The organism is Synechococcus lacustris str. Tous (assembly GCF_003011125.1).
GTDB classification, from domain to species: Bacteria; Cyanobacteriota; Cyanobacteriia; order PCC-6307; family Cyanobiaceae; genus Synechococcus_D; species Synechococcus_D lacustris.
In genome coordinates this window covers 42,893-64,041 of sequence record NZ_PXVC01000003.1, presented here as the reverse complement: position 1 = coordinate 64,041, position 21,149 = coordinate 42,893, and the positions used below count along the sequence as shown (strand labels likewise).

General features: G+C 57.7%; 22 protein-coding genes and 1 tRNA gene. 13 read left to right on the top strand and 10 right to left on the bottom strand.

Annotated elements, in window-relative coordinates; translation table 11 throughout:
- The 4 genes from C7K08_RS01575 to C7K08_RS01560 all read right to left on the bottom strand — a co-directional run.
- A partial coding sequence (locus C7K08_RS01575; protein WP_241536956.1) for a CinA family nicotinamide mononucleotide deamidase-related protein occupies positions 1–933 on the bottom strand: 933 nt, incomplete at its 3' end.
- Positions 926–1,969, bottom strand: coding sequence for a glycosyltransferase family 4 protein (locus C7K08_RS01570; protein WP_106498904.1), 1,044 nt, complete (start codon positions 1,967–1,969; stop codon positions 926–928). The genes C7K08_RS01575 and C7K08_RS01570, both read right to left, overlap by 8 nt.
- Positions 1,970–2,031: 62 nt before the next feature.
- On the bottom strand, positions 2,032–3,282 hold the full coding sequence (gene glyA / locus C7K08_RS01565; protein ID WP_106498903.1) for a serine hydroxymethyltransferase: 1,251 nt from the start codon (positions 3,280–3,282) through the stop codon (positions 2,032–2,034).
- A 118-nt stretch (positions 3,283–3,400) separates the two neighbouring features.
- Positions 3,401–3,474 (bottom strand) — tRNA-Arg (locus C7K08_RS01560).
- Between the two features lie 87 nt (positions 3,475–3,561).
- Here C7K08_RS01560 and C7K08_RS01555 point away from each other — a divergent pair.
- From C7K08_RS01555 to C7K08_RS01545, 3 genes are read left to right on the top strand one after another with little or no spacing between them, the layout of a single operon-like run.
- Positions 3,562–3,801, top strand: coding sequence for a hypothetical protein (locus tag C7K08_RS01555; protein WP_106498902.1), 240 nt, complete (start codon positions 3,562–3,564; stop codon positions 3,799–3,801).
- Positions 3,798–4,127 (top strand): DUF3181 family protein, encoded by a 330-nt coding sequence (locus C7K08_RS01550; RefSeq protein WP_106498892.1) that lies wholly within the window; start codon positions 3,798–3,800, stop codon positions 4,125–4,127. Before C7K08_RS01555 ends, C7K08_RS01550 begins: the two co-directional genes overlap by 4 nt.
- Entirely contained in the window at positions 4,114–4,365 is a 252-nt protein-coding gene (locus C7K08_RS01545) for a cytochrome-c oxidase (RefSeq protein ID WP_106498891.1), read from the top strand. Before C7K08_RS01550 ends, C7K08_RS01545 begins: the two co-directional genes overlap by 14 nt.
- Here the strand turns inward: C7K08_RS01545 and murJ are convergent, their stop codons facing one another.
- The gene (murJ, locus tag C7K08_RS01540; RefSeq protein ID WP_106498890.1) at positions 4,366–5,988 is read right to left on the bottom strand and encodes a murein biosynthesis integral membrane protein MurJ; all 1,623 of its coding nucleotides are present in this window, start codon (positions 5,986–5,988) and stop codon (positions 4,366–4,368) included.
- A gap of 49 nt (positions 5,989–6,037) precedes the next feature.
- Here murJ and sfsA point away from each other — a divergent pair, with 49 nt between their 5' ends.
- From sfsA to C7K08_RS01515, 5 genes are all read left to right on the top strand, one after another.
- The gene (gene sfsA / locus C7K08_RS01535; RefSeq protein WP_106498889.1) at positions 6,038–6,787 is read left to right on the top strand and encodes a DNA/RNA nuclease SfsA; all 750 of its coding nucleotides are present in this window, start codon (positions 6,038–6,040) and stop codon (positions 6,785–6,787) included.
- 124 nt (positions 6,788–6,911) lie between these two features.
- Positions 6,912–8,336, top strand: a complete 1,425-nt coding sequence (locus C7K08_RS01530; protein WP_193464800.1) for an ammonium transporter — start codon at positions 6,912–6,914, stop codon at positions 8,334–8,336.
- A 43-nt stretch (positions 8,337–8,379) separates the two neighbouring features.
- A complete protein-coding gene (locus C7K08_RS01525) occupies positions 8,380–8,718 on the top strand; it encodes a P-II family nitrogen regulator (protein WP_106498888.1) in 339 nt (112 codons plus the stop codon).
- A gap of 36 nt (positions 8,719–8,754) precedes the next feature.
- Positions 8,755–9,951, top strand: coding sequence for a 4-hydroxy-3-methylbut-2-enyl diphosphate reductase (locus tag C7K08_RS01520; RefSeq protein ID WP_106498900.1), 1,197 nt, complete (start codon positions 8,755–8,757; stop codon positions 9,949–9,951).
- A gap of 74 nt (positions 9,952–10,025) precedes the next feature.
- Entirely contained in the window at positions 10,026–10,541 is a 516-nt protein-coding gene (locus C7K08_RS01515) for a DUF1997 domain-containing protein (RefSeq protein WP_106498899.1), read from the top strand.
- A gap of 3 nt (positions 10,542–10,544) precedes the next feature.
- Here C7K08_RS01515 and C7K08_RS01510 read toward each other — a convergent pair whose 3' ends face one another.
- Entirely contained in the window at positions 10,545–11,003 is a 459-nt protein-coding gene (locus C7K08_RS01510) for a DUF4079 domain-containing protein (protein WP_106498887.1), read from the bottom strand.
- A gap of 55 nt (positions 11,004–11,058) precedes the next feature.
- Positions 11,059–12,582 carry a bifunctional phosphoribosylaminoimidazolecarboxamide formyltransferase/IMP cyclohydrolase gene (purH, locus tag C7K08_RS01505; RefSeq protein ID WP_106498886.1) on the bottom strand — a complete coding sequence of 508 codons (1,524 nt, stop codon included), beginning with the start codon at positions 12,580–12,582 and terminating at the stop codon, positions 11,059–11,061.
- Between the two features lie 67 nt (positions 12,583–12,649).
- Here purH and C7K08_RS01500 point away from each other — a divergent pair, with 67 nt between their 5' ends.
- Entirely contained in the window at positions 12,650–13,222 is a 573-nt protein-coding gene (locus tag C7K08_RS01500; protein WP_106498885.1) for an alpha/beta hydrolase, read from the top strand.
- Between the two features lies 1 nt (position 13,223).
- On the opposite strand, the gene C7K08_RS01495 is transcribed toward C7K08_RS01500, so the two are convergent.
- Positions 13,224–13,592, bottom strand: a complete 369-nt coding sequence (locus C7K08_RS01495; protein WP_106498884.1) for a DUF3155 domain-containing protein — start codon at positions 13,590–13,592, stop codon at positions 13,224–13,226.
- Positions 13,593–13,992: 400 nt separating this feature from the next.
- On the opposite strand from C7K08_RS01495, the gene C7K08_RS01485 reads away from it, so the two are divergent.
- The gene (locus C7K08_RS01485) at positions 13,993–15,123 is read left to right on the top strand and encodes a sensor histidine kinase (protein ID WP_241536955.1); all 1,131 of its coding nucleotides are present in this window, start codon (positions 13,993–13,995) and stop codon (positions 15,121–15,123) included.
- On the opposite strand, the gene C7K08_RS01480 is transcribed toward C7K08_RS01485, so the two are convergent.
- The gene (locus C7K08_RS01480; RefSeq protein ID WP_106498882.1) at positions 15,098–15,856 is read right to left on the bottom strand and encodes an adenosylcobinamide-GDP ribazoletransferase; all 759 of its coding nucleotides are present in this window, start codon (positions 15,854–15,856) and stop codon (positions 15,098–15,100) included. The two genes, C7K08_RS01485 and C7K08_RS01480, sit on opposite strands and share 26 nt — an antisense overlap.
- A gap of 65 nt (positions 15,857–15,921) precedes the next feature.
- Between C7K08_RS01480 and tgt the strand changes: the two genes are divergently transcribed.
- Together tgt and C7K08_RS01470 are read left to right on the top strand one after the other, a co-directional pair.
- Positions 15,922–17,058: a tRNA guanosine(34) transglycosylase Tgt gene (gene tgt, locus C7K08_RS01475; RefSeq protein ID WP_106498881.1), complete on the top strand. Its 1,137-nt coding sequence runs from the start codon at positions 15,922–15,924 to the stop codon at positions 17,056–17,058.
- 37 nt (positions 17,059–17,095) lie between these two features.
- Positions 17,096–17,239, top strand: a complete 144-nt coding sequence (locus tag C7K08_RS01470; RefSeq protein ID WP_117434625.1) for a photosystem II reaction center protein K — start codon at positions 17,096–17,098, stop codon at positions 17,237–17,239.
- On the opposite strand, the gene C7K08_RS01465 is transcribed toward C7K08_RS01470, so the two are convergent.
- On the bottom strand, positions 17,178–17,951 hold the full coding sequence (locus C7K08_RS01465; RefSeq protein WP_106498879.1) for a WecB/TagA/CpsF family glycosyltransferase: 774 nt from the start codon (positions 17,949–17,951) through the stop codon (positions 17,178–17,180). The genes C7K08_RS01470 and C7K08_RS01465 overlap by 62 nt on opposite strands.
- A 32-nt stretch (positions 17,952–17,983) precedes the next feature.
- Between C7K08_RS01465 and C7K08_RS01460 the strand changes: the two genes are divergently transcribed.
- Positions 17,984–21,148 carry a glycoside hydrolase family 15 protein gene (locus C7K08_RS01460; RefSeq protein ID WP_106498878.1) on the top strand — a complete coding sequence of 1,055 codons (3,165 nt, stop codon included), beginning with the start codon at positions 17,984–17,986 and terminating at the stop codon, positions 21,146–21,148.
- Position 21,149: the final 1 nt, after the last annotated feature.

Here is a 21,149-nt window from a genome sequence, read left to right as displayed (position 1 = left end):
GGCGATCACACCACCAAGAAACACATCKGAGGCACCGGGCACYGCCCCAAGGGCTGCCCCCACCCCACCTGAGGTGCAACTCTCAGCTACAGCAAGGGTTTCACCCCTTTCCCGCAGGCAAGCCAGCACCACCGAAGCGAGGCTGTCGCCATCGGCGCCGAAATAATTACTGCCGCCGATTTGGCGTAATTGCTGCTCCACCGGCGCAATCAAAGCATCAGCGGCTTCGCCGTTATCAGCCCAGGCCGTGATCCTTAATTTCACCTCGCCGCGGCCGGCATAGGGGGCAACGGTGGGATTTTGCTGTTCTAAAAATGGCGCCACCTGTTCCGCCAGGCTGGATTCAGCAATGCCCCAAAAGCGCAACAGGCGGCTGCGAAAGATGCCGCTGGTGAGCCCTTGCTGCTGCAGCCAKGGCACCGCCGTTTGCTCCCACATCGCCTGCATTTCAGCAGGCACGCCCGGGAAGGTGAGCAACGAAAAATTTTCCAGGGGCGACCAGATCATGCCCGGAGCGGTGCCGAGGGGATTGCTAAGCACCGTTGCGCCTGCTGGCAGCAGCGCTTGCTTGCAGTTGTTGGCGGCCATCGGTCTACCCCGGGCGCTCARTTTTGCTTTGATGTCTGCCAGCACTTCGCTGCGYTCCTCAAGGGGTGCATTGAAGGCAGCGGCCAGGGTTTCTGTGGTGAGATCGTCGGGGGTGGGGCCCAAACCACCGGTGCAGATCAAYACKCGGCAGCGACGGGATGCCTCAAGCACCACTTCCATCAACCTTTCGCGGTTATCACCCACCACCGTTTGRCGAAAGTGGGGKATGCCAAGCCGGGCTAATTCCTCAGCTAGCCAGCGGGCATTGCCATTAACGATGTTGCCCAGCAGCAACTCGGTGCCGATGCAAAGCAGYTCAATTTGATTGTTTGTTTTATTACTCACCTTGATCTAGGGGTTCGTCCCCCTGGCTGCGGTGGCTGCGCACCACCACCCAGATCAACACCCCAGTGGCAAGGGCAAGCCATAGRAAACGCAGYTCTGCATTGGCTGCCACCAGGGCGATGGCWGCAAACCACTGGGTGAAGGCATAGATCAACACCACGGTGCGCCGGTGGCTGAAGCCAGCCCGCAGCAGGCGGTGGTGCAGGTGGCGTCGGTCGGGATAAAAAGGCGAGCGGCCAGAGCTCACGCGGCCCATGATCACCGCCGACATATCAGCAAGCGGCAAAGACAAAATCAGTAAAGGTAAAAGCAAACTCACCGTTGTGAGTTCCTTTGCCGGACCCACCAGGCTGATGGCCGCCAGGCTAAAACCAAGAAAATAGGAACCACCATCACCCATAAAGATGCGGGCGGGGTTGAAATTATCCCTTAGAAAACCGAGGCAGGCGCCAGCCAAGGCAGCAGCAAGCAGGCCGGCGCCGGTTTGATGCAAGCTAAAACTCACCGACAACAAACCCACTGCGGCAATGCCGCTCACGCCAGCGGCAAGGCCATCAAGGCCATCAAGCCAATTGATTGCATTGGTGATTCCCACCAACCAAATCACCGTAACGAASAGGCTCAACCAATCCGGCAGGGTGAGSGAGAGGTTGCTGTCGAAGGGAAGGGTGATCGAGCCAATCTTCACCCCTTGGCTCCAAACAACCGTTGCAACGGCKATCTGTAGGGCTAGCCGCGGCAGCGGGGGCAATTGAAATAGATCATCGCTTAAACCCACCGCAAAAAAGGCCACCCCCCCGAGCAAGGTGCTCCAAATCAATTGGTCGCGGCTGGCGGGCAAGCTGCCAAAGCCCCCCAGTTGCCAGGTAATAAAAAGGGCAAGGCAAAACCCCAGCACGATGCCGATGCCACCAAGGCGCACCATCGGTTCGTTGTGTTGCTTACGGGGATCAGGTTGATCGATCAAACCCCAACGCAAGCCAAGGCGCCGCACCAGCGGCACGATGGCAGCCGTGAAYAGACCGGCACCCACCATGGTGGCGATCGCAGGGATCAGGGGGCTGGAATTCACAGGAGGCCAGGGCCTACGGCGGCAGCTTACCCGCAGCTGCCATATAAGGGGAATTCTTGGCAAAGGGCCGCCACCCGTTCACGGCAGCGCTGCTCGATTTGATCGTTCTCTGGATTGATCAAGCGATCGGCGATCACATCCGCCACTTCCCTAAARGCATCAGCTGTAAAGCCTCGGCTGGTGAGGGCAGCACTACCCAAACGCAGGCCGCTGGTAACAAATGGTGATTCCGGATCAAAGGGCACGGTGTTCTTATTGGCGGTGATGTTCACATCGCTCACCAGCAGGTCGGCCACTTTGCCGGTGAGGCCCACTGAACGCAGATCCAGCAGCACGATGTGGTTATCGGTGCCGCCACTCACCACGGCAATGCCGCGCTCCTGCAACCTTTCAGCCATTGCCTTGGCATTGTTGATTACCTGTTCGCAATAGCTTTTAAAGCTGGGCTGTAGCGCTTCGCCAAAGGCCACCGCCTTTGCTGCRATCACRTGTTCTAAGGGSCCCCCCTGGTTGCCGGGAAACACTGCCTTATCAAATTGTTTGCCGAATTCAGCATCAGCGCAAAGGATCAGGCCGCCCCTAGGGCCCCGCAGGGTTTTGTGGGTGGTGGTGGTTACCACATGGCAATGGGGCACTGGGTTTGGATGCACACCAGCGGCCACTAGGCCAGCGATATGGGCCATGTCTGCCAGCAGATAGGCCCCCACCTCATCGGCAATGGCGCGGAAAGCAGCGAAATCAATCCTGCGTGGATAGGCGGAAAATCCACAAATAATTAGCTTTGGCCGTTCTTTTAGGGCTAATTCACGGATGCTTTCGAGATTTAATTGGGCAGTGCTGGGATCAACGCCGTAGTGCACAGCCTTGAACCATTTGCCGCTCACATTCACYGGTGAGCCATGGCTTAGGTGCCCSCCATGGGAGAGGTCCATCCCCATGATTTTGTCGCCGGGTTGMAGCAGGGCWAGAAAAACAGCGAAATTTGCCTGGGCGCCGCTGTGGGGCTGCACATTGGCCCAGGCGGCACCAAACAGTTGCTTGGCCCGCTCGATCGCTAATTCYTCAATGGCATCAACGTGTTCACAACCGCCGTAGTAGCGCTTATGGGGCAAACCCTCGGCGTATTTATTRGTTAATACCGAACCCTGGGCKGCCATCACCGCAGCTGAAGTGAAATTTTCGCTGGCGATCAAYTCCAGGTGGGTTTGTTGGCGTTCAAGTTCCTTATCGATCAAAGCCGCCACTTGGGGATCCCCCTCCAGCAGGGCATTGGGCATCCTTTGGCTGGTTTGAATCACGGCTGCTGGCCCCTGGCTAAAAGTTGCAACGATCGTAGAAAGCCAGGGGCCAAAAAAAACCGCCCTTTCAGGCGGCAATTTGGGAGATAAAAAAAAGCGCGCCTGGAGAGATTCGAACTCCCGACCCTCTGATCCGTAGTCAGATGCTCTAATCCGCTGAGCTACAAGCGCTTGAACTATCCATTCTGCCCAGCAGCAACCGGGTTTCGTCAAGTGCCCTTGGTTTTCGTTCAGAATCATTYSAGCGTTGGTTTTGCCTTGCCCCTTGTTGCCACCAGGCCCCCAAATCCCCAAGATCCCGCCTACCAACAGCTGGAGCGTTGGATTAATTTCGCTGTGCATGGCGCCCTATTTGCTGCCCTAAACAGCGGTTTATGGCTCTGGCGCGGYTTGAGGCCRGAAAGCTTGGCCCAGCTGCCGCTGCTCAGTTTGAGTTGGGGAGCGCTTTTGCTTCTGCACCTAGCTTGGTGYTGCAACAAAGCACTTAAATCGGCGTGACCCTTTCTGCTGCTCAGCTGGGGGACCTCAGCGATGCCATCGCTGATCGCATTTATGTGCAGGTGGCTGGTTGGCATTTGTATTTGGGTGATGCCAAGTTGGCCCGGCCCTTGGCGGAAGAGTTGGCCGGCCTGTTAAGCCAAGGCACTGCAGCGGCTGTGCGCATGGCACTGGAGCGGCTCCAGGTGCCAATTGGTGCTGGCAGCACCCGCCTACCCCTGGCCCGTTTGATTCCCCCCGGCCAACTCCTCGATCTCGAGGAAATTCTTGAACCCTTCTGCAGCGATACTGGAAGACCGCCGCTGGCGACGGATGCTCGTGATTGAAGTAACCAACGCCCGTGAAGTGGTGCGTAAACGGGTGGGGCGCCTTGGCGAAAGGCTKTTGGGCACTGTGGTGGATGCGGAAGCGCAGGTGGAGAGGGCCCTGCTGCAGGAGCTGGAAACAGCCTTTCGGGAATTTGGCATCCAGGCCCGCATCTACTCGGTGGAGGGCATGCAGATGATTGGCCGCAGCCATTTGGAATTGCCAGTTACGGTGCGGGATCAACGCACTGTTGATTGATCAGTTTTTTAAGAAAGGTAATTTTGCCGCCAGGSTGCGGCCCAGTTCCCTTGCTTCTGCAACGCCAAGGCCACCGGCGATCAGGCCATAGCTAACGGCGCCCACACCACCGCAGATAGAAACCTGCAGCAATTTGCCGAGCAGGTTTGGCGGCCAGGCCACAGCTGTTGCAAGCAGCCAAGCGAGCAAACCACCCAGCAGTGCTGCCAGCGTGAGTAGGCCGCTGTCTTTAGCCCAAGGGCCAATCGGTAGGGCGCCCAGCTTGCTTCTTAGGGCAAGCAATAGGGCAATGCAGCTCACCACATTCACGCCAACCGTTGCTAACACCAAGCCCGGCGCTTGAAAATTCAATTGCGGCAGCAATAAACCATCAGGGGTGGGGCAACCCACCAGCAACCAATCAAGTGCTGCATTTAAACCAATCCCTGCCATTGAGATCCGAAAGGGGGTGTTGCCATCGCCGAGGGCATAAAAAACCCGCACCAGCACATCCCTGCCCAGATAGGCGGGCATGCCTACCCCATAGGCCATGAGGATGCCCACCACCAAGCTGGCGGCGCTGGCATTAAACGCTCCCCTTTCGTAGATCAGGGCAACGATCGGCCCGGCCAGGGCCACCATCAAAGCGCCCAAGGGCAGCATGCTGGCATTGCTGAGCATCACCCCCTGGCGAATGCGTTGCAGCAGTTGATCGCGATCTTCCGGCGCCGTGAGCCTGGCAAATACCGGCAGCAGCGGCACCAGCAACATGTTGGAGAGGATCCCTAGGGGGGTTTGCACCAAAAGGCCGGCATAACCAAGCCCTGCAGCGGCGCCGCTGATGCCACTGGCAAAGAAGAGATCCACATACACATTGATCTGCAACATGCCGGATGAAAGGGTTGCCGGGCCCATCACCCGCAGCACCTCTGCCACWCCCGGTTGTTTCCAGTTAAAACTCAAGCGCAATTGGCCCAGGCCCTGGCGYGCTAACGCCGGCAGCTGGATCAACCATTGCAGGATTGCTCCCCCCAAGGTGCTTAGGGCTARCACCGCTCCACCGGCRAGGGCCCATGGGGCCGTTCCGATCGCAGGGCCGGCTTGGAACCACAACAGGCCAAGCCCCAGCAGCACCGCCAGGCTGGAAAGCARKGGGCTAATCGCCGGCAGCCAATATTCATCGGCGGCATTTAAGGCGCCAAAGCCAAGGCCGATTAAGCCCGCAAATAGGGCCATGGGTGCCATCAAACGCAACTGCAAAGCGGCGAGATCGTGCAGTTCTTGATCTAAGCCAGGTCCCACAAGGGTGATTAAGGGATCAGCCAGCARMACCAATAAAACGGTGGCCCCGAGTAAACCCAAACCCACCAAGGTGTTGATTGCAGCCAGCAGTCGGGCGCTTTCGGCCCGCTCCTGCTTTGCCATCACACTCACCACAGCGCTGTGGAAGGGGCCGTTGATGCCGCCTAGCAGGATTARTAAGAAGCCAGGCAGCACATAGGCGTAGTTGTAGGCGTCGTAGGCGGCGCCAACCCCAAAGGCAGCTGCGATCGCCTGTTGACGCACAAGCCCCGCCACCTTGCTGAGGGCAGTGGCAACAGCCACCACCAGGGCGATGCGCCGCAGGTTTTTGCTTTCAGCCATGGGTGCCGCCGATTGTGGGGGAGTATGGCCCAGTAGTTGACCAGCCCCGATGCCTGCCGTTGAGGTGCATAGCTTTGAACCGCTGCTGGAAGGCGTTTTGGTTAAACGCTGGAAACGTTTTTTATGCGAGGTGSAACTCGCTGATGGCGAGCTSGTAACTGCCCATTGCGCCAATACAGGCCCCATGGCTGGGGTGTTGCTGCCGGGGGGGAAAGTGCGGATACGCCACGATCCATCTCCCAAGCGCAAGCTGGCCTACACCTGGGAGCAGGCTGAGGTGCCCGCAGCAGGTGGTGGTARTTGCTGGGTGGGTGTGAACACAGCYCTGCCCAATCGCTTGCTGCGTTTAACAATCGAAGCGGGCCACCTGGAACCGTGGCTTGGGCCKATTGCAGCRATTCGCCCCGAGGTTACCTATGGCTTAAATCGTGGTAGCCGCATTGATTTGTTGTTAACGCCAGCACCCGGGGCAGCGGATCCAAGGCCCATATATGTGGAGGTGAAAAACACCACCTGGAGTGATGGCACAACAGCTCTTTTCCCCGACACCGTTACCGAAAGGGGCCAAAAGCATCTGCAGGAACTGATGGGCGTGTTGCCCGATGCAAGGGGGGTGTTGATCCCATGCKTGAGCCGCCCTGATGTGGATAGTTTTGCCCCSGGTGATAAAGCTGATCCCCGCTATGGGMAGTTATTTCGCCAGGCTCGTGCCGCTGGGGTGGAGGTGCTGCCCTGTCGGTTTGATTTCACTTCCACCGCGGTGAGGTGGTTGGGGCTGGCGGCACTGCAAGATTTGTAATTAAKTCAATTCATCAATTGGTTGCCATTTATACATTTGTAATATCAGGTTGGCCCCATTCTGAATCCAGATTTGAAGGCTCTTCAATTTGATTTCATCCCCTAAGTTTCTGCCACCCTCGGCGATGCAAAGCATCGACCATTGGCGATTACAGCAAACCGGATTTATCCATTCCTTGCGCCACAMCAGCAGTTTGCAGCGCACTGGTGTGTTTTTGTTGGCWGCTGGTGCTGGCTTGCTGCCCTTGATGGCAGGTTCCGCCAAGGCAGCCCTCACCAAAATGCCCACCGATGGTGCCGACACCCTWYTGATGCTKATGGGTTCAGCTTTGGTGTTGTTGATGACCCCAGGCTTGGCATTTTTCTATGGCGGTTTTACCCGCGCCAAGAATGTGCTCAACACAATGATGATGAGCTTCTTCCTGATGGGTTTAATCGGGGTGCTTTGGGTTGTTATCGGTTACAGCTTGTCTTTTGATCTTGGCTTTAAAAGTCCATTTATTGGTGGCCTCGGCTCCATGTGGTTGAACGGGGTTGGTGGTGAATTAGGTGATGCGCCCCTGGCCGATGGCTTTGCAATYAGCGCCACATCATTTGCTTTATTCCARGGCATGTTTGCGATYATCACGCCGGCATTGATCTCCGGYGCTGTWGTGGAACGCATCAATTTCAARGCTTGGTTTTGGTTCTCCCTGCTWTGGAGCTTGTTTATTTATTGCCCCATGTGCCACATGGTTTGGGGTGGCGGTTAYATCGGACCATTTGGTGAAATTGGCGCCATCGACTTCGCTGGTGGCACCGTKGTKCACATCGCYGCCGGTGTGGCAGCCCTRGTTTCAGCTGCAATTGTTGGACCYCGCASCAGCTAYCCRGAATCAARSCGKCCACCCCACAACGTGCCRTTCATTCTTYTAGGWGCTGGYCTGCTCTGGTTTGGTTGGTTTGGTTTCAATGGCGCTAGTTATTTCGCTGCTAARGGTGCTGGTTTCTCTTTCCTCACCACCACCGCCTCTGCTTCAGCTGCCTTGCTCACCTGGTGCCTAATTGARTGGTTCACCGATGGCAAACCAACAGCTGTTGGTGCTGCAACCGGTGCGGTGGCAGGCCTTGTGGGTATTACCCCCGCTGCTGGTTTTGTTTACATGGGCCCCGCCCTTTTGATCGGTGCCCTTTCCGCTACGGCCTGTTTAATTGCCGTGCGGGTGAAGATGGCCACAAAACTAGATGATTCCTTGGATGCCTTCATGGTGCATGGCATCGGTGGCACCGTTGGTGCCTTGCTCACTGGCTTATTAGCTGCCCCAGCGCTTGTGCCCGCCGACTACTTCCCAAAATCCGCTGAAATCCTGGCCAAAGGCGGCAATATCGCCCTCTTTGGAGCCCAGTTCAAGGCAGTGCTAATCACCTTCGGCTTTGTGGGCCTTGGYACRGCRATCATCCTTTGGATTGTTGGYKCTGTAGTKGGTTTGCGKGTTAGCCCCMAGGAAGAGGAGCGTGGGCTCGATTTTGTTGCCCATGGCGAAGAGGCCTACGACCCGATGACTTTTTGATATCTAGTTTTTTCTTTTCTCCTAAATCCTTTGCTGTACTGCCATGAAATTGATCACGGCTGTGATTCGTCCATCCCGTTTAGATGCGGTAAAAACCGCCTTGGTTGATGCCTCAATTGTTGGGATGACAGTGTCCGAGGTGCGGGGCTTTGGCCGTCAGAAGGGTCAGGTGGAGCGCTACCGCGGCTCCGAATTCACGATTGATTTTTTGCCCAAGGCAAAAATTGATGTGGTGGTGGAAGACGGCCAAGTTGAAACAGCGATTGCCGTGATCGAAACCGCAGCCCGCAGCGGTGATATCGGGGATGGCAAAATTTTTGTTGTTCCGGTGGAGCAGGTGGTGCGGGTGCGCACCGGTGAAAGGGGCTCCTCTGCCCTTTAAACCAATAGATTGGCYYAACCGGCGCTTTTTCCTGCCATGGACACCCGCGCCTTTAAGCGCTCCCTCCACCATTCGGAGCGTTATAACCGCCGCGGGTTTGGCCGGGCAGAAGAGGTGGCCAGCAGCCTTGAGGAGGCTTACCAGAGCGATCTGATTCAAAGCCTTCGCGATAACGGGCATCAGCTTCAACAGGGTCGGGTAACGATCCGCYTAGCCCAGGCCTTTGGTTTCTGTTGGGGGGTGGAGCGGGCCGTGGCAATCGCCTACGAAACCCGTCGCCATTACCCCACAGAACGGATCTGGATTACCAACGAAATCATCCATAACCCATCCGTTAATGCCCACCTGCGCCAGATGGATGTGCTTTTTATCCCWGTGGAAGGTGGCGTAAAGGATTTTTCAGCTGTTGATAARGGMGATGTGGTGATCCTGCCGGCCTTTGGTGCCACCGTGCAGGAGATGCAGCTTTTAAATGAACTGGGCTGCCACATYGTGGACACCACCTGCCCTTGGGTTTCAAAGGTGTGGAACAGCGTTGAACGCCATAAAAAGGAATCATTCACCTCTGTTATTCACGGCAAGGTGAAGCACGAGGAAACCCTTGCCACCAGCTCTTTTGCTGGCACCTATCTGGTGGTGCTTGATYTAGCGGAAGCCCAATTGGTTTGCGACTACATCCTTGGTAATGGCAACCGCAGCAGCTTTTTAGAAAAGTTTGCCGGTGCCACCTCCCCTGGATTTGATCCCGACCTTGATTTGGTGCGCATTGGCGTTGCAAATCAAACCACCATGCTCAAAAGCGAAACGGAGGAGATCGGCCGCCTATTTGARCGCACCTTGCTGCGTCGTTATGGCCCCACCGAGCTGAACAACCATTTCCTYGCCTTCAACACCATCTGTGATGCCACCCAGGAGCGCCAAGATGCGATGTTTTCCCTGGTGGATGAACCCTTGGATTTGATGGTGGTGATCGGTGGTTACAACTCCTCAAATACCACCCACCTGCAGGAAATCGCCATCAGCCGCGGCATTGCATCGGTGCATATCGATGCACCCGAACGGATCGGCCCTGGTAATTGCGTTGAGCACAAACCATTGGGTGGTGAGCTCACCACCATGAGCCCATTTCTGCCCGAAGGTCCCCTGCGCATCGGCATTACTTCTGGGGCCTCCACCCCTGATCGGGTGGTGGAAGGCGTAATCGATCGATTGTTGCAACTCTCTGAGCTGTAGCGCCCGTTAGATTGGTTGAACCAAGGGTGGATAAAGAGAAGTTGCGCCGTTATGTGAGCAATTTTGCTGATGTGATGGAGATGCGGGCCCCGGCAGCAGCGGTGGCTTCCTACCTCGATGTGCATCAGGGCTGGTTTGTTAGGTGCGCTGCACCGATGCAGGTTGAACCGGTGGGGCAGAACGGCTACCACCTGATCTTGGGTAAGTTTGGCAATTTTGGCTTTGAACTTGAGCCGAGTATTGATCTCGAACTGCTTCCCCAAGCGGAGGGGATCTATCGGATTGAAACGATTCCCKCCTCCCGTTTAGCGGTGGAAAAAGATGGYTATGCCGTTGATTTYCAAGCCAGCCTCCAACTTGTTCCAGAAGGCGAATACACCTTGGTTGAGTGGGAGCTAGACCTTGAGGTGGCAATTCGTTTGCCCGCCTTTATCGACCTGTTGCCCGATGGCTTGGTGCAATCGAGCGGCGACCATCTGCTGCGACAAATTGTGCGGCAGGTTTCCCGGCGGCTCACCTGGAAGGTGCAGGAAGACTTTCACTCCCAGGCTGGGCTTGTGTGCCCTCCCCAAAAAACAGCTTTGTTTTAAGCCTTAACGGTTGGTCCAGATCTTATTAACGATCTGCACACCGCTCACCGCCTGCCAAAGGAAAAGGGTCATCACCAGCATGTTCATGCCCACATGGGCTTTACGGGCAATCAAATTGCCCTGCTGCATCAAAGGTGCAAGCGAGGCTGCTATGGCGATCAAAGCAGTCATGCCAAGGCCCGCTAGCAGGTGGGGCCCCACAAATAATTTGCCGTTGTTTAGGTAAGTAACCGCCATCCCGCCGATGCTGCCCAGCACCATCACCGCCAACACCAGGCTGCCCATGAAGTAATGCCGTTGGGCGAATTTGCCTTTAATCAGTTCCTTGCGCTGTTCTGGGGTGCCGGTGCGGGTTTTCTTTGCCTTGATGCCAAGAAATAGGGCATAGGCAGAAGCCGCCAGCAGGCTCCACATCAGCAGGGGATGCACAAAATTGAGATTAAAGGCAAGGGCCTCAGGCATGGGAAATAACGAAACTGATTTCAACTGTATGGGTAGGGGGCGGCTAAAAATCGGCTTAATGCAAAAAATGACGGCGGCCCGTGAACACCATCGTTAAACCGGCAGCGTTGCAGGCTGCTATCGAATCGGCATCCCGTTTGCTGCCCCCGGGTTGGATAAAGGCGCTAATGCCATGCTGAGCAGYATTTTCTACGGTGTCGCTAAAGGGRAAAAAGCCATCGCTTGCCAAGCTCGCCCCCTTTGCTGCTTCCCCAGCGGCCCCAAGGGCGATCGCCGCTGAACCCACTCGGTTCATTTGGCCAGCTCCAATGCCAAGGGTTACCCCCTGGCGGGCAATAACAATGGCATTGGAGTGCACATGCCGCACCACCCGCCAGGCAAAGCGCAGATCAAGCCATTCCTCTGGGCTGGGGGAGCGWTCTGTAACCACTTGCCATTGCTGCTCCTGTTGAGGTTCGTGGTCTTGTTGCTGGGCCAGCACACCACCTAAAACGGAACGCAGCTGTAGATCAGCTGCTGTGTTGCATAGCTCCGCCGGTAGTTCCAGCAGGCGCAAATTTGGTTTTGCCGCCAGTATTTGCCTTGCTTCTTTGCTGATSGCGGGCGCCACTAAACATTCCAGAAATAAACCCTCCAAGCTGGCGCAGGCAGCTGCATCGAGGCGTTGATTAACTGCCACGATGCCGCCAAAGGCTGATATGGGATCAGCGCCAATCGCTTTTGCTAGGGCTTCAGCCAAATTTTCGGCGATGGCAACACCACAGGGRTTGGTGTGCTTCACCACCACAGCGGCCGCGGCTTCAGCCGCGGGGAAGCGCAGCAGCGCCCCTTGGGCAGCATCGAGATCCAACAAATTATTGAAGCTCAGGGCCTTGCCCTGCAGTTGCAGCGCTGCCCCCCAGCCCTGCTCTGGCTTGCTAAACCAATTAGCTGCCTGGTGGGGGTTTTCGCYGTAGCGCAAACTTTCGCGCAGGGGCAAGCAAAGCTGCAGCTGCGCTGGTTCCCCCAATTGAGCCGCAAGCCAGGTGCTGATGGCAGCGTCGTAGGCGGCGGTGTGGCGGAAGGCTTCAAGGGCAAGTTTTTGACGTTCCTCAAGGCCAATGGGCCAGGCCGCCAGGAAGGTTTCGTATTGGTTGGGATTGGTTAAAACCGCTGTGTGCTGATGGTTTTTTGCTGCGGCCCTCACCATGGCTGGCCCGCCGATATCAATTGTTTCGATCGCCRTTGCCCAACTCACATCAGCCTGGGCAATGGTTTTTTYAAACGGATAAAGATTCACCACCACCAGATCGATTTTTGCTATTTGCTGGGCTTCTAAATCAGCCAGATCAGCCGCTTCATCCATGCGGGCCAAGATGCCGCCATGGATGCGGGGATGGAGGGTTTTAACCCTGCCCCCCAACATTTCGGCAGCGCCGGTGTGGTCTGCCACTTTGGTAACGGGAAGCCCAGCTGCAGCAAGGGCGGCGGCGGTGCCACCGCTGGAGATCAAGGAAAATCCATGCTTTTCCACCAGGGACCTGGCGAATTCCACCACCCCTTGCTTATCGGAAACGCTGATTAGGGCTAAAGGGGCCATGGCCAGTGCTTAAGGGAAAACCGCAATAGGAATGGTATGGGTAGAAGCTGCAGTGGCAGCTTGAACCATGCGGCTAATCCTTTTGCACGGTTGGGGTGCCAGCGGYAATGATCTGGAGCCGYTGGGGGAAAACCTGTTGCAATTGCTGGGGTTAAACCCTGCTGTTGCAACCCTGCGYTGCCTGGAGGCACCAGATCCGCACCCGGCCGGTGCTGGCGCACGCCAGTGGTACAACYTGCAGCAGCCGGGTTGGCCTGAGCTGCCAGCGGCAGTGCAGGCTTTGAAATTGAGGTTGGAGCAGGAAATATTGGCTGCTGGCAGCGATCCCGTGGTGGTGTTGGGTTTTTCGCAAGGGGGCGCSATGGCCCTTGAAGTGGCCACAYCAATGCCTGTGGCTGCCGTTTTGGCATTTAGCGGTTATCCCCATCCGGATTGGCAGCCTGGAKYAGATGGGTTGGCGCCCGTGTTTTTGGCCCATGGCAGCAATGATCCTGTGGTGCCCCTAGGRGCCCACCAAGAAATCTGCAAACGACTGGAAGCAGCTGGCGCTACGCCGGTTTCCTATGTGTTTAACGGTGAGCACAACATTCCCCCTGGGGCCGTGGCGGCGGCGGCCAAATTCCTCAAGGGGTGCCTTTAATTCAAACGAAGGCGTATTCGTACTCTTCCATTTCTTCCCAATCGTCGGCAACGGCCTCTAGGCCGGCAAACAGGGTTTCTTCACCCACCGAGTCAACGATGGAGCGCAAAGAGGGAAAGAGGAAATGATTTTCTTCAGCGTATTGCGCGCTAAACAAGCCCTTTTCGCCCCAAAAGAAGCGATCGGTGGTGTGCTCATTACGGCGCACATTGATTAGAGCCGGCGGCATCAAGCTTGATTCAGCGATGTAGCGCCGCGCGGCTGTAACCGGTTTGTGTTCACCGGTTTCAAGGTTGAAAGTTGGCACGTGAGCTAAAACCCGCTGGCCTGCTAGGCGGCGGCGGCTGACGCGTTTGCGCTTCTTCGACATGACAAAACCCCCCAACTTGGTGGAGGCGTAATCGGAACGGGATTTTCAAGTCGCTCGGGGCCGCTAAGGCGGACCGGTTTCGGCTTGGGAGCAGGTGGGCCTGCGGCGCCCAAACGTCTGTTGTGCGGAAATTGATCAAAAGATCAAAACCCAGGGGGTGGAGCGAATCCGCCCGTTGCTGCCGCAAAACGGCGAACAACAGAGAGTGAACTACATCTGGTGTAGCCTTTTCGAGAGAAAAGCGCCACAAAAGCTGCAGTGTGTGCTGGATCCAACTCCACGGCACCAGGCTTTCGGCACTGTGAAGTGTTGGTCGTAACRATGATCTTAAGACTTTCTCCGGATTTTGCAACCCCCCTGGGTCACTCGTTTTTTGATCTTTTTTCGGCTTTGAGCGGCTGTGGCTTCTGTGATTTCTGAGGGCTTTCGCCGCTTGGTAAGCCAGCAATTAGTCCAATTTTTAGACCGGCCTGAATTGATTTCCTTAGGGGTTTACCTGGCGGTACCCGATGCCTCCGGGGAACTGCAATTGCAGCCAGTGGAGGTTTGGCCCGCCAATGCAGAGCGGCTTAGCCCCGCCGCCAGCGATGAATCCCTGCTGCTTGCCGAGCAGCAGCGCCGTTGGTTGCCCCTRAGGCGGGAATCCCTGGTGATTGGTGCCCTAAGAGTTGATAGCAACATCAACCCTTGGCCCCAGTTGCTGCAGGAGCGCCTGCTGGGGGCGGCCCAGCTGCTCACGGAAGCGCGGCTWTTGGATCTTGAGCAGCAGCGCTGCCAGGCCCAGCTCCAGCAAGATCGGCGCCAGCGCTCCCTTCTGGTGCATCAAATGCGCAACCCCCTTGCGGCTTTGCGCACCTTCACCCAGCTGCTCTTAAGAAGGCTCGATCCCGCCGAWGAACGTCGCGATTTGGTGGAACACCTGCTGCAGGAGGAACTCGCCCTCGACCGTTATCTCGAGGCCCTAGCCCAACCGGAAGCCAGCCCCAGCCTCWCCGCTGAACCGGAAGCTCCCTTGTTGYTGCCGCCGGCCCTCACCCCCGACCGGGCTGAACCCCTTAGTGCTGCTTTGCAACCCCTCATGGCCCGGGCCAGCGCCACCGCCAGCCTCCAGGGGCGCCCTTGGCATGGGCCCCAGCAGTTGCCTCAGCTCAATCTCCCCGGCGCGGCAGCGGTGGCCGAAATCCTTGCCAATTTGCTTGAAAATGCCTTTCGCTACAGCGATTCCCAAGCACCACTTGGGCTTTGGTGCCAACGGCGCGATCAATCCCTTGCCCTTGCCATCTGGGATAGCGGCCCAGCCATCGCCTTGGCTGAGCGGGAACGCATTTTTCAGCGGGGCCAACGGGGCAGCAGCAGCCAGCAGCAGCCAGGTTCAGGCCTYGGTTTGGCCCTGGCCCGCGACCAGGCCCAGGCACGGGGCGGCTCCCTTGAGTTGATTGTTCCCGCCAGCAAGCTTGATCCRAAACTGCCCGCCGCCGGCAATGCATTTCTGCTGSTGCTTCCCCTCAACCCMAACCGAGCAAACCAATAAGCCAAATCAGCCATAGGGCTAKGGCTTCTGTCCATTCAACACAGGCGCCATAGCTATCACCGCTGTGGCCCCCGAGGCGCTTGCCAAGCCAAAATGGCACTGCCACAGCTGGAATTAGGCCGCTGATGCCCGCCCCCAGGGGCAGGTTGGGAACRGCAAGGCTCAAGCCCACCATKAGGGCAAAGGCAAAGGCGCTTGGCCGTAGTTCACGGCTGAGGCCCTSRCTATGTTCCCGGTGAAAGCCAGCGCTGCCGCCGGGCCTTAGRTAWGGGAAATGGGCAATCGCCAGCAATGGCGAAACCCTGCCCCAAAAGGCGCTCCACAAMAGCGCTGCAGCCGCAGCTCCTGGGGCTAAAGCGATCARGGCAGCACCCTTGAGCAACAGCAGGATYAACCCCGCCACCAGGCCACTGGCGCCGATGCGGCTATCGGCCATGGCTTCCATTTGGCGCTTGCCAGCGCCGAGGCCATCGCCGCAATCCAGCACTCCATCAAAGTGCAAGCCACCGCTCAGCCAGAGGCCAAAGGCAATCACAAGGGCTGCCAGGCTTGCGGTTGGGAGCCCTAGGGCGCTTCCAGCTAGCCATAGGCAGGCCTGGGCGCCACCTATGAACAGGCCAATCCAGGGGGCAAACCTGGCGATTCGTTCAAAGCGCGGTTGCAGATTTTTGGCTGCCGGTAGGCAGCTGTAGTAGATCCAGCTGCCAAGCAGATCGGGCCACCATTGGGGCACGGCCGCGCCATGCGATTACCACCATCCTGGCGGCCCATAGGGTTAGGTAATTCGACGGCATCAATGTGACCAGCAGCGCCGCTCCGTTTAGCTACGAAGTGCTGCATCAATGCCCCCATACCAAAGCCCGCGTGGGCCGTTTTCACACCCCCCATGGGGTTGTTGATACGCCGCGCTTTATGCCCGTGGGCACCGCCGCCACGGTRAAGGGAATCAGCAKTGATCAATTGCGCAGCACCGGAGCGCAGATGGTGCTCAGCAACACCTTTCACCTGCACCTGCAACCGGGGGAGGCAGTTGTTGCCGCCGCCGGTGGCCTGCATCGCTTCATGGGTTGGCACGCACCAATGCTCACCGATTCCGGCGGCTTTCAGGTTTTTAGCTTGGCCAGCCTCAATGCCATCTCCGAGCTAGGGGTAACTTTCAAATCCCCCAGAGATGGCCTGGTGGTGGAGCTCACCCCAGAGCGGGTGATGGCGATTCAAAACAGCCTTGGCGCCGATGTGGCAATGGCATTTGATCAATGCCCGCCCTATCCGGCCAGCCATGCCGATGTGCAGGAGGCAACGGAGCGCACCCATCGCTGGCTTGAGCGTTGTGTTGCCGCCCAYAACTGCGCCAACCAGGCCCTGTTTGGCATCGTGCAGGGCGGCTGTTACGAGGATTTGCGCAAGGAATCRGCCCGGGTGGTGGCTGGWTTYRATCTGCCCGGWGTGGCKATTGGTGGGGTGAGTGTGGGGGAGCCTGCCCTTGCAATGCATGAGGTGGTGCGCTGGGTGACACCGCTGCTGCCACTCCACAAACCCCGYTATTTGATGGGGGTGGGCACCTTGCCGGAGATGGCCCAGGCGGTGGCCGAGGGGGTGGATTTATTTGATTGTGTGCTGCCCACCCGCCTTGGTCGCCATGGGGCCGCCCTGGTGGGTGGTGAGCGCTGGAATTTAAAAAATGCCCGCTTCCGCAACGACCACAGCCCCTTAGACAGCACTTGCCCCTGCCCCACCTGCCAGCAGCACAGCAGGGCCTATTTGCATCACCTAATCAAGAGCGATGAAATCCTTGGGCTCACCCTATTGAGCCTCCAYAACCTCAGCCAGCTTTTGCGCTTTACCAATGCCATGGCCATGGCCATCAGGGATGGTTGTTTTGCAGAGCATTTCGCTCCGTGGGAGCCGGGCTCCGCGGCTGCTCACACGTGGTAGCGTCGCTTGGTTTCACCCCCTGATGGTGACTGCTGTTATGCCATTGGCTGTTCTTACCCACCTGGCCCAGCTGCCTGAGGCCTATCGCGCCTTCGCACCCCTGGTGGATATCTTGCCGATCATCCCCTTGTTTTTCCTGTTGCTTGCTTTTGTTTGGCAGGCTTCGGTGGGTTTCCGYTAAGCACCGCTAAGGCRAATTGGGGCAAGGCCAACATGCGGCGCCAACGGCTTGGTTCTTGAACGAGTCGGTAGAGCCATTCGATTTGTAGGGCCCCCATCCAACGGGGAGCCCTTTTCTTTTGGCCACTCCACACATCAAAACTGCCGCCAACCCCCATCCAAAGGCCAGCCTGGCCCTGATGCAGGTGATTGATCCAGGTTTCTTGGCGCGGGATGCCAAGGGCCACCAGCACCAGATCTGGCTGCAATTGCAGCAGTTKTTGCTCCAATTGCGGCCAACGCTCCCTGGGTTGGTAGCCATCAATTGTTAGAACAAGTTGGAGGCCAGGGTGTTTTTGGGGCAGCTGTTTTTTTAGTAGCTCCATTACCGCTGCTGAACTACCCACCAGGGCTACCCGCCAGTTGCTGCGAGCGCTATGGGCCAACAACTGATCCGCCAATTCAATGCCGGGGCTGCGTTTTACGCGAATGCCTTGACGCCTCAGGGCCCACACCACCCCAGCGCCATCGGGAATCACCAGCTCCGCTTGGCTGATCGCAGCCCCCAGCTCCGYTTGGGCCAGGGCGGCCATGGTCATTTCAGCGTTCAGCGTTACCAGCTGGCCACCACCTCTGCTGTGCAAAGCAACAGCCGCTGCCAACACATCAGCGCTCACGTCAACTGGCAAGCCGAGCACTTGGCAGCGTTGGGGGATTGTGGGAATGGCTGCCATGGAATTTGGAGTTACCGGAGAGAATCTGGCGGATGACATCACCACTGACAACAAAACAGCTCGCTGCCCTGGGGCAAATCGATGCGGCCGTTGATCGGGTGTTGCTGCAAAGGCAGCATCCAGTGTCTGGTTTGCTGCCCGCCAGCACCGCCCACAACATCCACGGCAATTACGGCGACGCTTGGGTGCGGGATGGGGTTTATACGATCCAGGCGGTGTGGGGGCTGGCAATCGCCTGGCGCCGGGAGGGTTCCAGGCCCCAGCGGGTATTTGAACTAGAGCAAAGCGTATTGGCTTTGATGCGCGGCTTGTTGCGGGCCTTGATGGGCCAGGCGGCCAAGGTGGAACGCTTTAAGCAAAGCCTTAAACCCCTAGAYGCCCTCCACGCCAAATACAACACAGCCACCGGTTTGCCTGTGGTTGCCGATAACGCTTGGGGGCACTTGCAGCTTGATGCMACCGCCCTGTTTTTGTTGCAGCTGGCCCAATTCAGCCGTGCCGGTTTGGTGGTGGTGGCCAATCGCGCCCAGGTGGCCTTTGTGCAAAACCTGGTTTTCTACCTCAGTAGGGCCTATCGGGTGGCCGACTACGGCATCTGGGAGCGGGGCGATAAGGGCAATAACGGTGCTCCAGAACGCAATGCCAGCTCGATCGGTTTGGTGAAAGCTGCCCTGGAGGCGGCCCAAGGTTTGGATCTCTATGGGCCCGAGGGAGATGGCAGTGCCCTGCTTTGGGTGCCACCGGATGCAATCGTGCGGTTGAGGCGGGCCCTGGAGGGCCTGCTGCCGCGGGAATCCGCCAGCAAGGAGGTTGATAGCGCTTGCCTCACCACCGTTGGTTATCCCGCCTGGGCCGTTGATCGCCCCGACCTGCGCCAACGCACCTTGGAGGTGATCAGGCGCCAACTGGCCGGCAGCTATGGCTACGCCCGCTTTCGCCGCGATGGCCATCAAACGGTGCTGGAAGACAGCAGCCGTTTGCACTACGAACCGGATGAACTGGCYTGTTTTGAAGCGATTGAATGCCAATGGCCCCTGTTTCTTGCCTTTGAACTGMTCAGTGCCTGCATGGAGGAGCGCTGGGAAGARGCCAGCGCCTTTCAGCAACGGCTCACCGCTTTGGCCTTGCCCCAGGGCAGTGAATTGCTACTGCCTGAGCTCTACCGGGTGCCCTTGGAATTCGTTGAGGCCGAACGCCGCTATCCGGGCAGTCAACCGCGCCAACCAAATGAAAACCTGCCCCTGTTTTGGACCCAAAGCCTTTGGTTGTTGGGGCAATTATTGCTAGAGGGTTTGGTGCTGCCTGAACAGCTCGATCCCTGCGGCAGGCGCCTGCCCCGGGTGTTGGGTTGCAACAAGGTGAGGATTGTTTTGGTGCCAGGCGATCAAAGCGTTGCTGCAGCCCTGGCGGCAGAGGGCATCCCCATGGCCACACCAGGTGATGCTGGGGTGGAAGTGCAGCCCTCGGCCCGTTTAGCTGAGGCCTTGGCTGGGGTTGGGGCATGGCCTGCCCTGGGCCTATCCGGGCCAGGGGTTGGTGGGGTGGCCACCTTGGCCGTAACAAGGCTTTATCGCTGCGGTGGCGTGCCCACAGCATTTCTGCCGCCCGTGTTGGAGGAGGGCATTTTTTATCTGGCCGACGACCCGGAACARCTGGCTGATGCGGTGCTGGGCGAATTGCGCATGTTGCAACGCCATTGGCGYGATCAAGGCGATCCCYTRTTGCTTGTGCCCCTGGCGGCAACTGCATTTGCCAGGCAGCCAGCCGGTTTTATGGCCCTGGCGCGGCAAYTSCACAGTGGATCCCTTGATGGGGTGGCCGTAGCTGTGGGCACCTTGGCSGARCACTTGCCGGCTTTGTGCTGGGAGCCGATCCAGTTGCCAGCCCTGTCGCGGGTAATGCCAGCGCGGGTAAGCCCGCTGCGGCTGGCGGAAGCGCGCGGCCACCGCTCCCTCTCCGTTGCCCAAGAGCAACAACTAGAGCTGGAAACCACCTCCGTGCTTGATCTGGCGGCCCAGTTGTGGAGCAGCACCCTGTTGCGGGAACAGGCGGAATTATTGGAGCAATTGCAATTGCGCCTAGGCCCAAGCGGACAACTACAGGCCCCCGACCAGGGCCTGCCCGTTGCCCTATCGCAACTGTTGGAGGCTGTTTATCACCGCAGTTTGGAGGCGGGCGATTGGGAGCCGGTGCGCCGCTGCGCCGGTTTACTCGGTTTGGTGCATCCCCACCTGGAGGATGCCTTAGATGATCTACTGGCCCGCCATAAACAATTGGTGGTGGGCCGTAATTACACGCACCAATCACGGATTAAAGAACCCCTTGATAGTGCTGGCATTGCAGCCCGCATCAGGCGTTTCAGCGGTGAGGACGGCCGCGAAACGATCCTKCAGCAGGAATTGCTGTTGGCCCTTGAGGGCTTAGCAAGGCAAAGGCCAGCCCTATTGCAAGGCACGCTCACATTTCAACTTGGCCAGTTGCTTTTGTTGCTCACCAGTGAACTGGCTACAGAACGCCAACTCACCCCCTCGGAAGCCTTTGAAGCCCTCTGCGCTCTGCCACCCCATGGCATTTCACGGCGCTTGGGGGTGGTGCTAGCCGACCTGGATCGAGCCAGGGCTGCTTTGGATCGTTGCGAGCAGTTGCATGTGAGTGGCCAGGTGCTCTGGCAAGCGCCGGCTCCAGCGGATGAAAAACCGATGGGCGGCTGCTGGTTGCAACACCGCATGCGCCAGGGGGCACTCCAACGGGTGCCAAGGGATTTTTATCCAGGTGTGTGGGGGCTATTGCAACACTGCCGCGGCCTATTAATTGGAGATAAATTAGAGCGACGCAATCGCTTAGATAGTGATTTATTAGCTGAAAAAACACCGGGGGAACATAATTTTGCTGTTCTTGTGGATCACTTGCTCAGCAAGATAGAAGCACCTGAATATCGTCAACTTACGATTGAAGCACTGCTTTCTTTAATGGCATTTTTTGAAGCAAACCCAAAGGTTCGCTTTGAAGATCAGTTGGCCCTTGATGTGGTGATTGGCCATGGGGTGAGGCTTGGCTGGCTAGATGAAAACCAACAACTTCCTGCGGCCGCCTACGGTTCCCATAAAGCTGCTGCCTGGCAATCTTTTTACCGTTATTCCCCCACCCGCTGCCGTGAATTGGTGGTGGCAGCATTGCGTCAATTAACTGGCGTTTAGT

Bases quoted from the DNA above. Each gene is read 5' to 3' on its own strand.
- C7K08_RS01525 (WP_106498888.1), top strand. From the start codon at position 8,380: ATGAAATTGATCACGGCTGTGATTCGTCCATCCCGTTTAGATGCGGTA.
- C7K08_RS01510 (WP_106498887.1), bottom strand. From the start codon at position 11,003: ATGCCTGAGGCCCTTGCCTTTAATCTCAATTTTGTGCATCCCCTGCTG.
- C7K08_RS01495 (WP_106498884.1), bottom strand. From the start codon at position 13,592: ATGTCGAAGAAGCGCAAACGCGTCAGCCGCCGCCGCCTAGCAGGCCAG.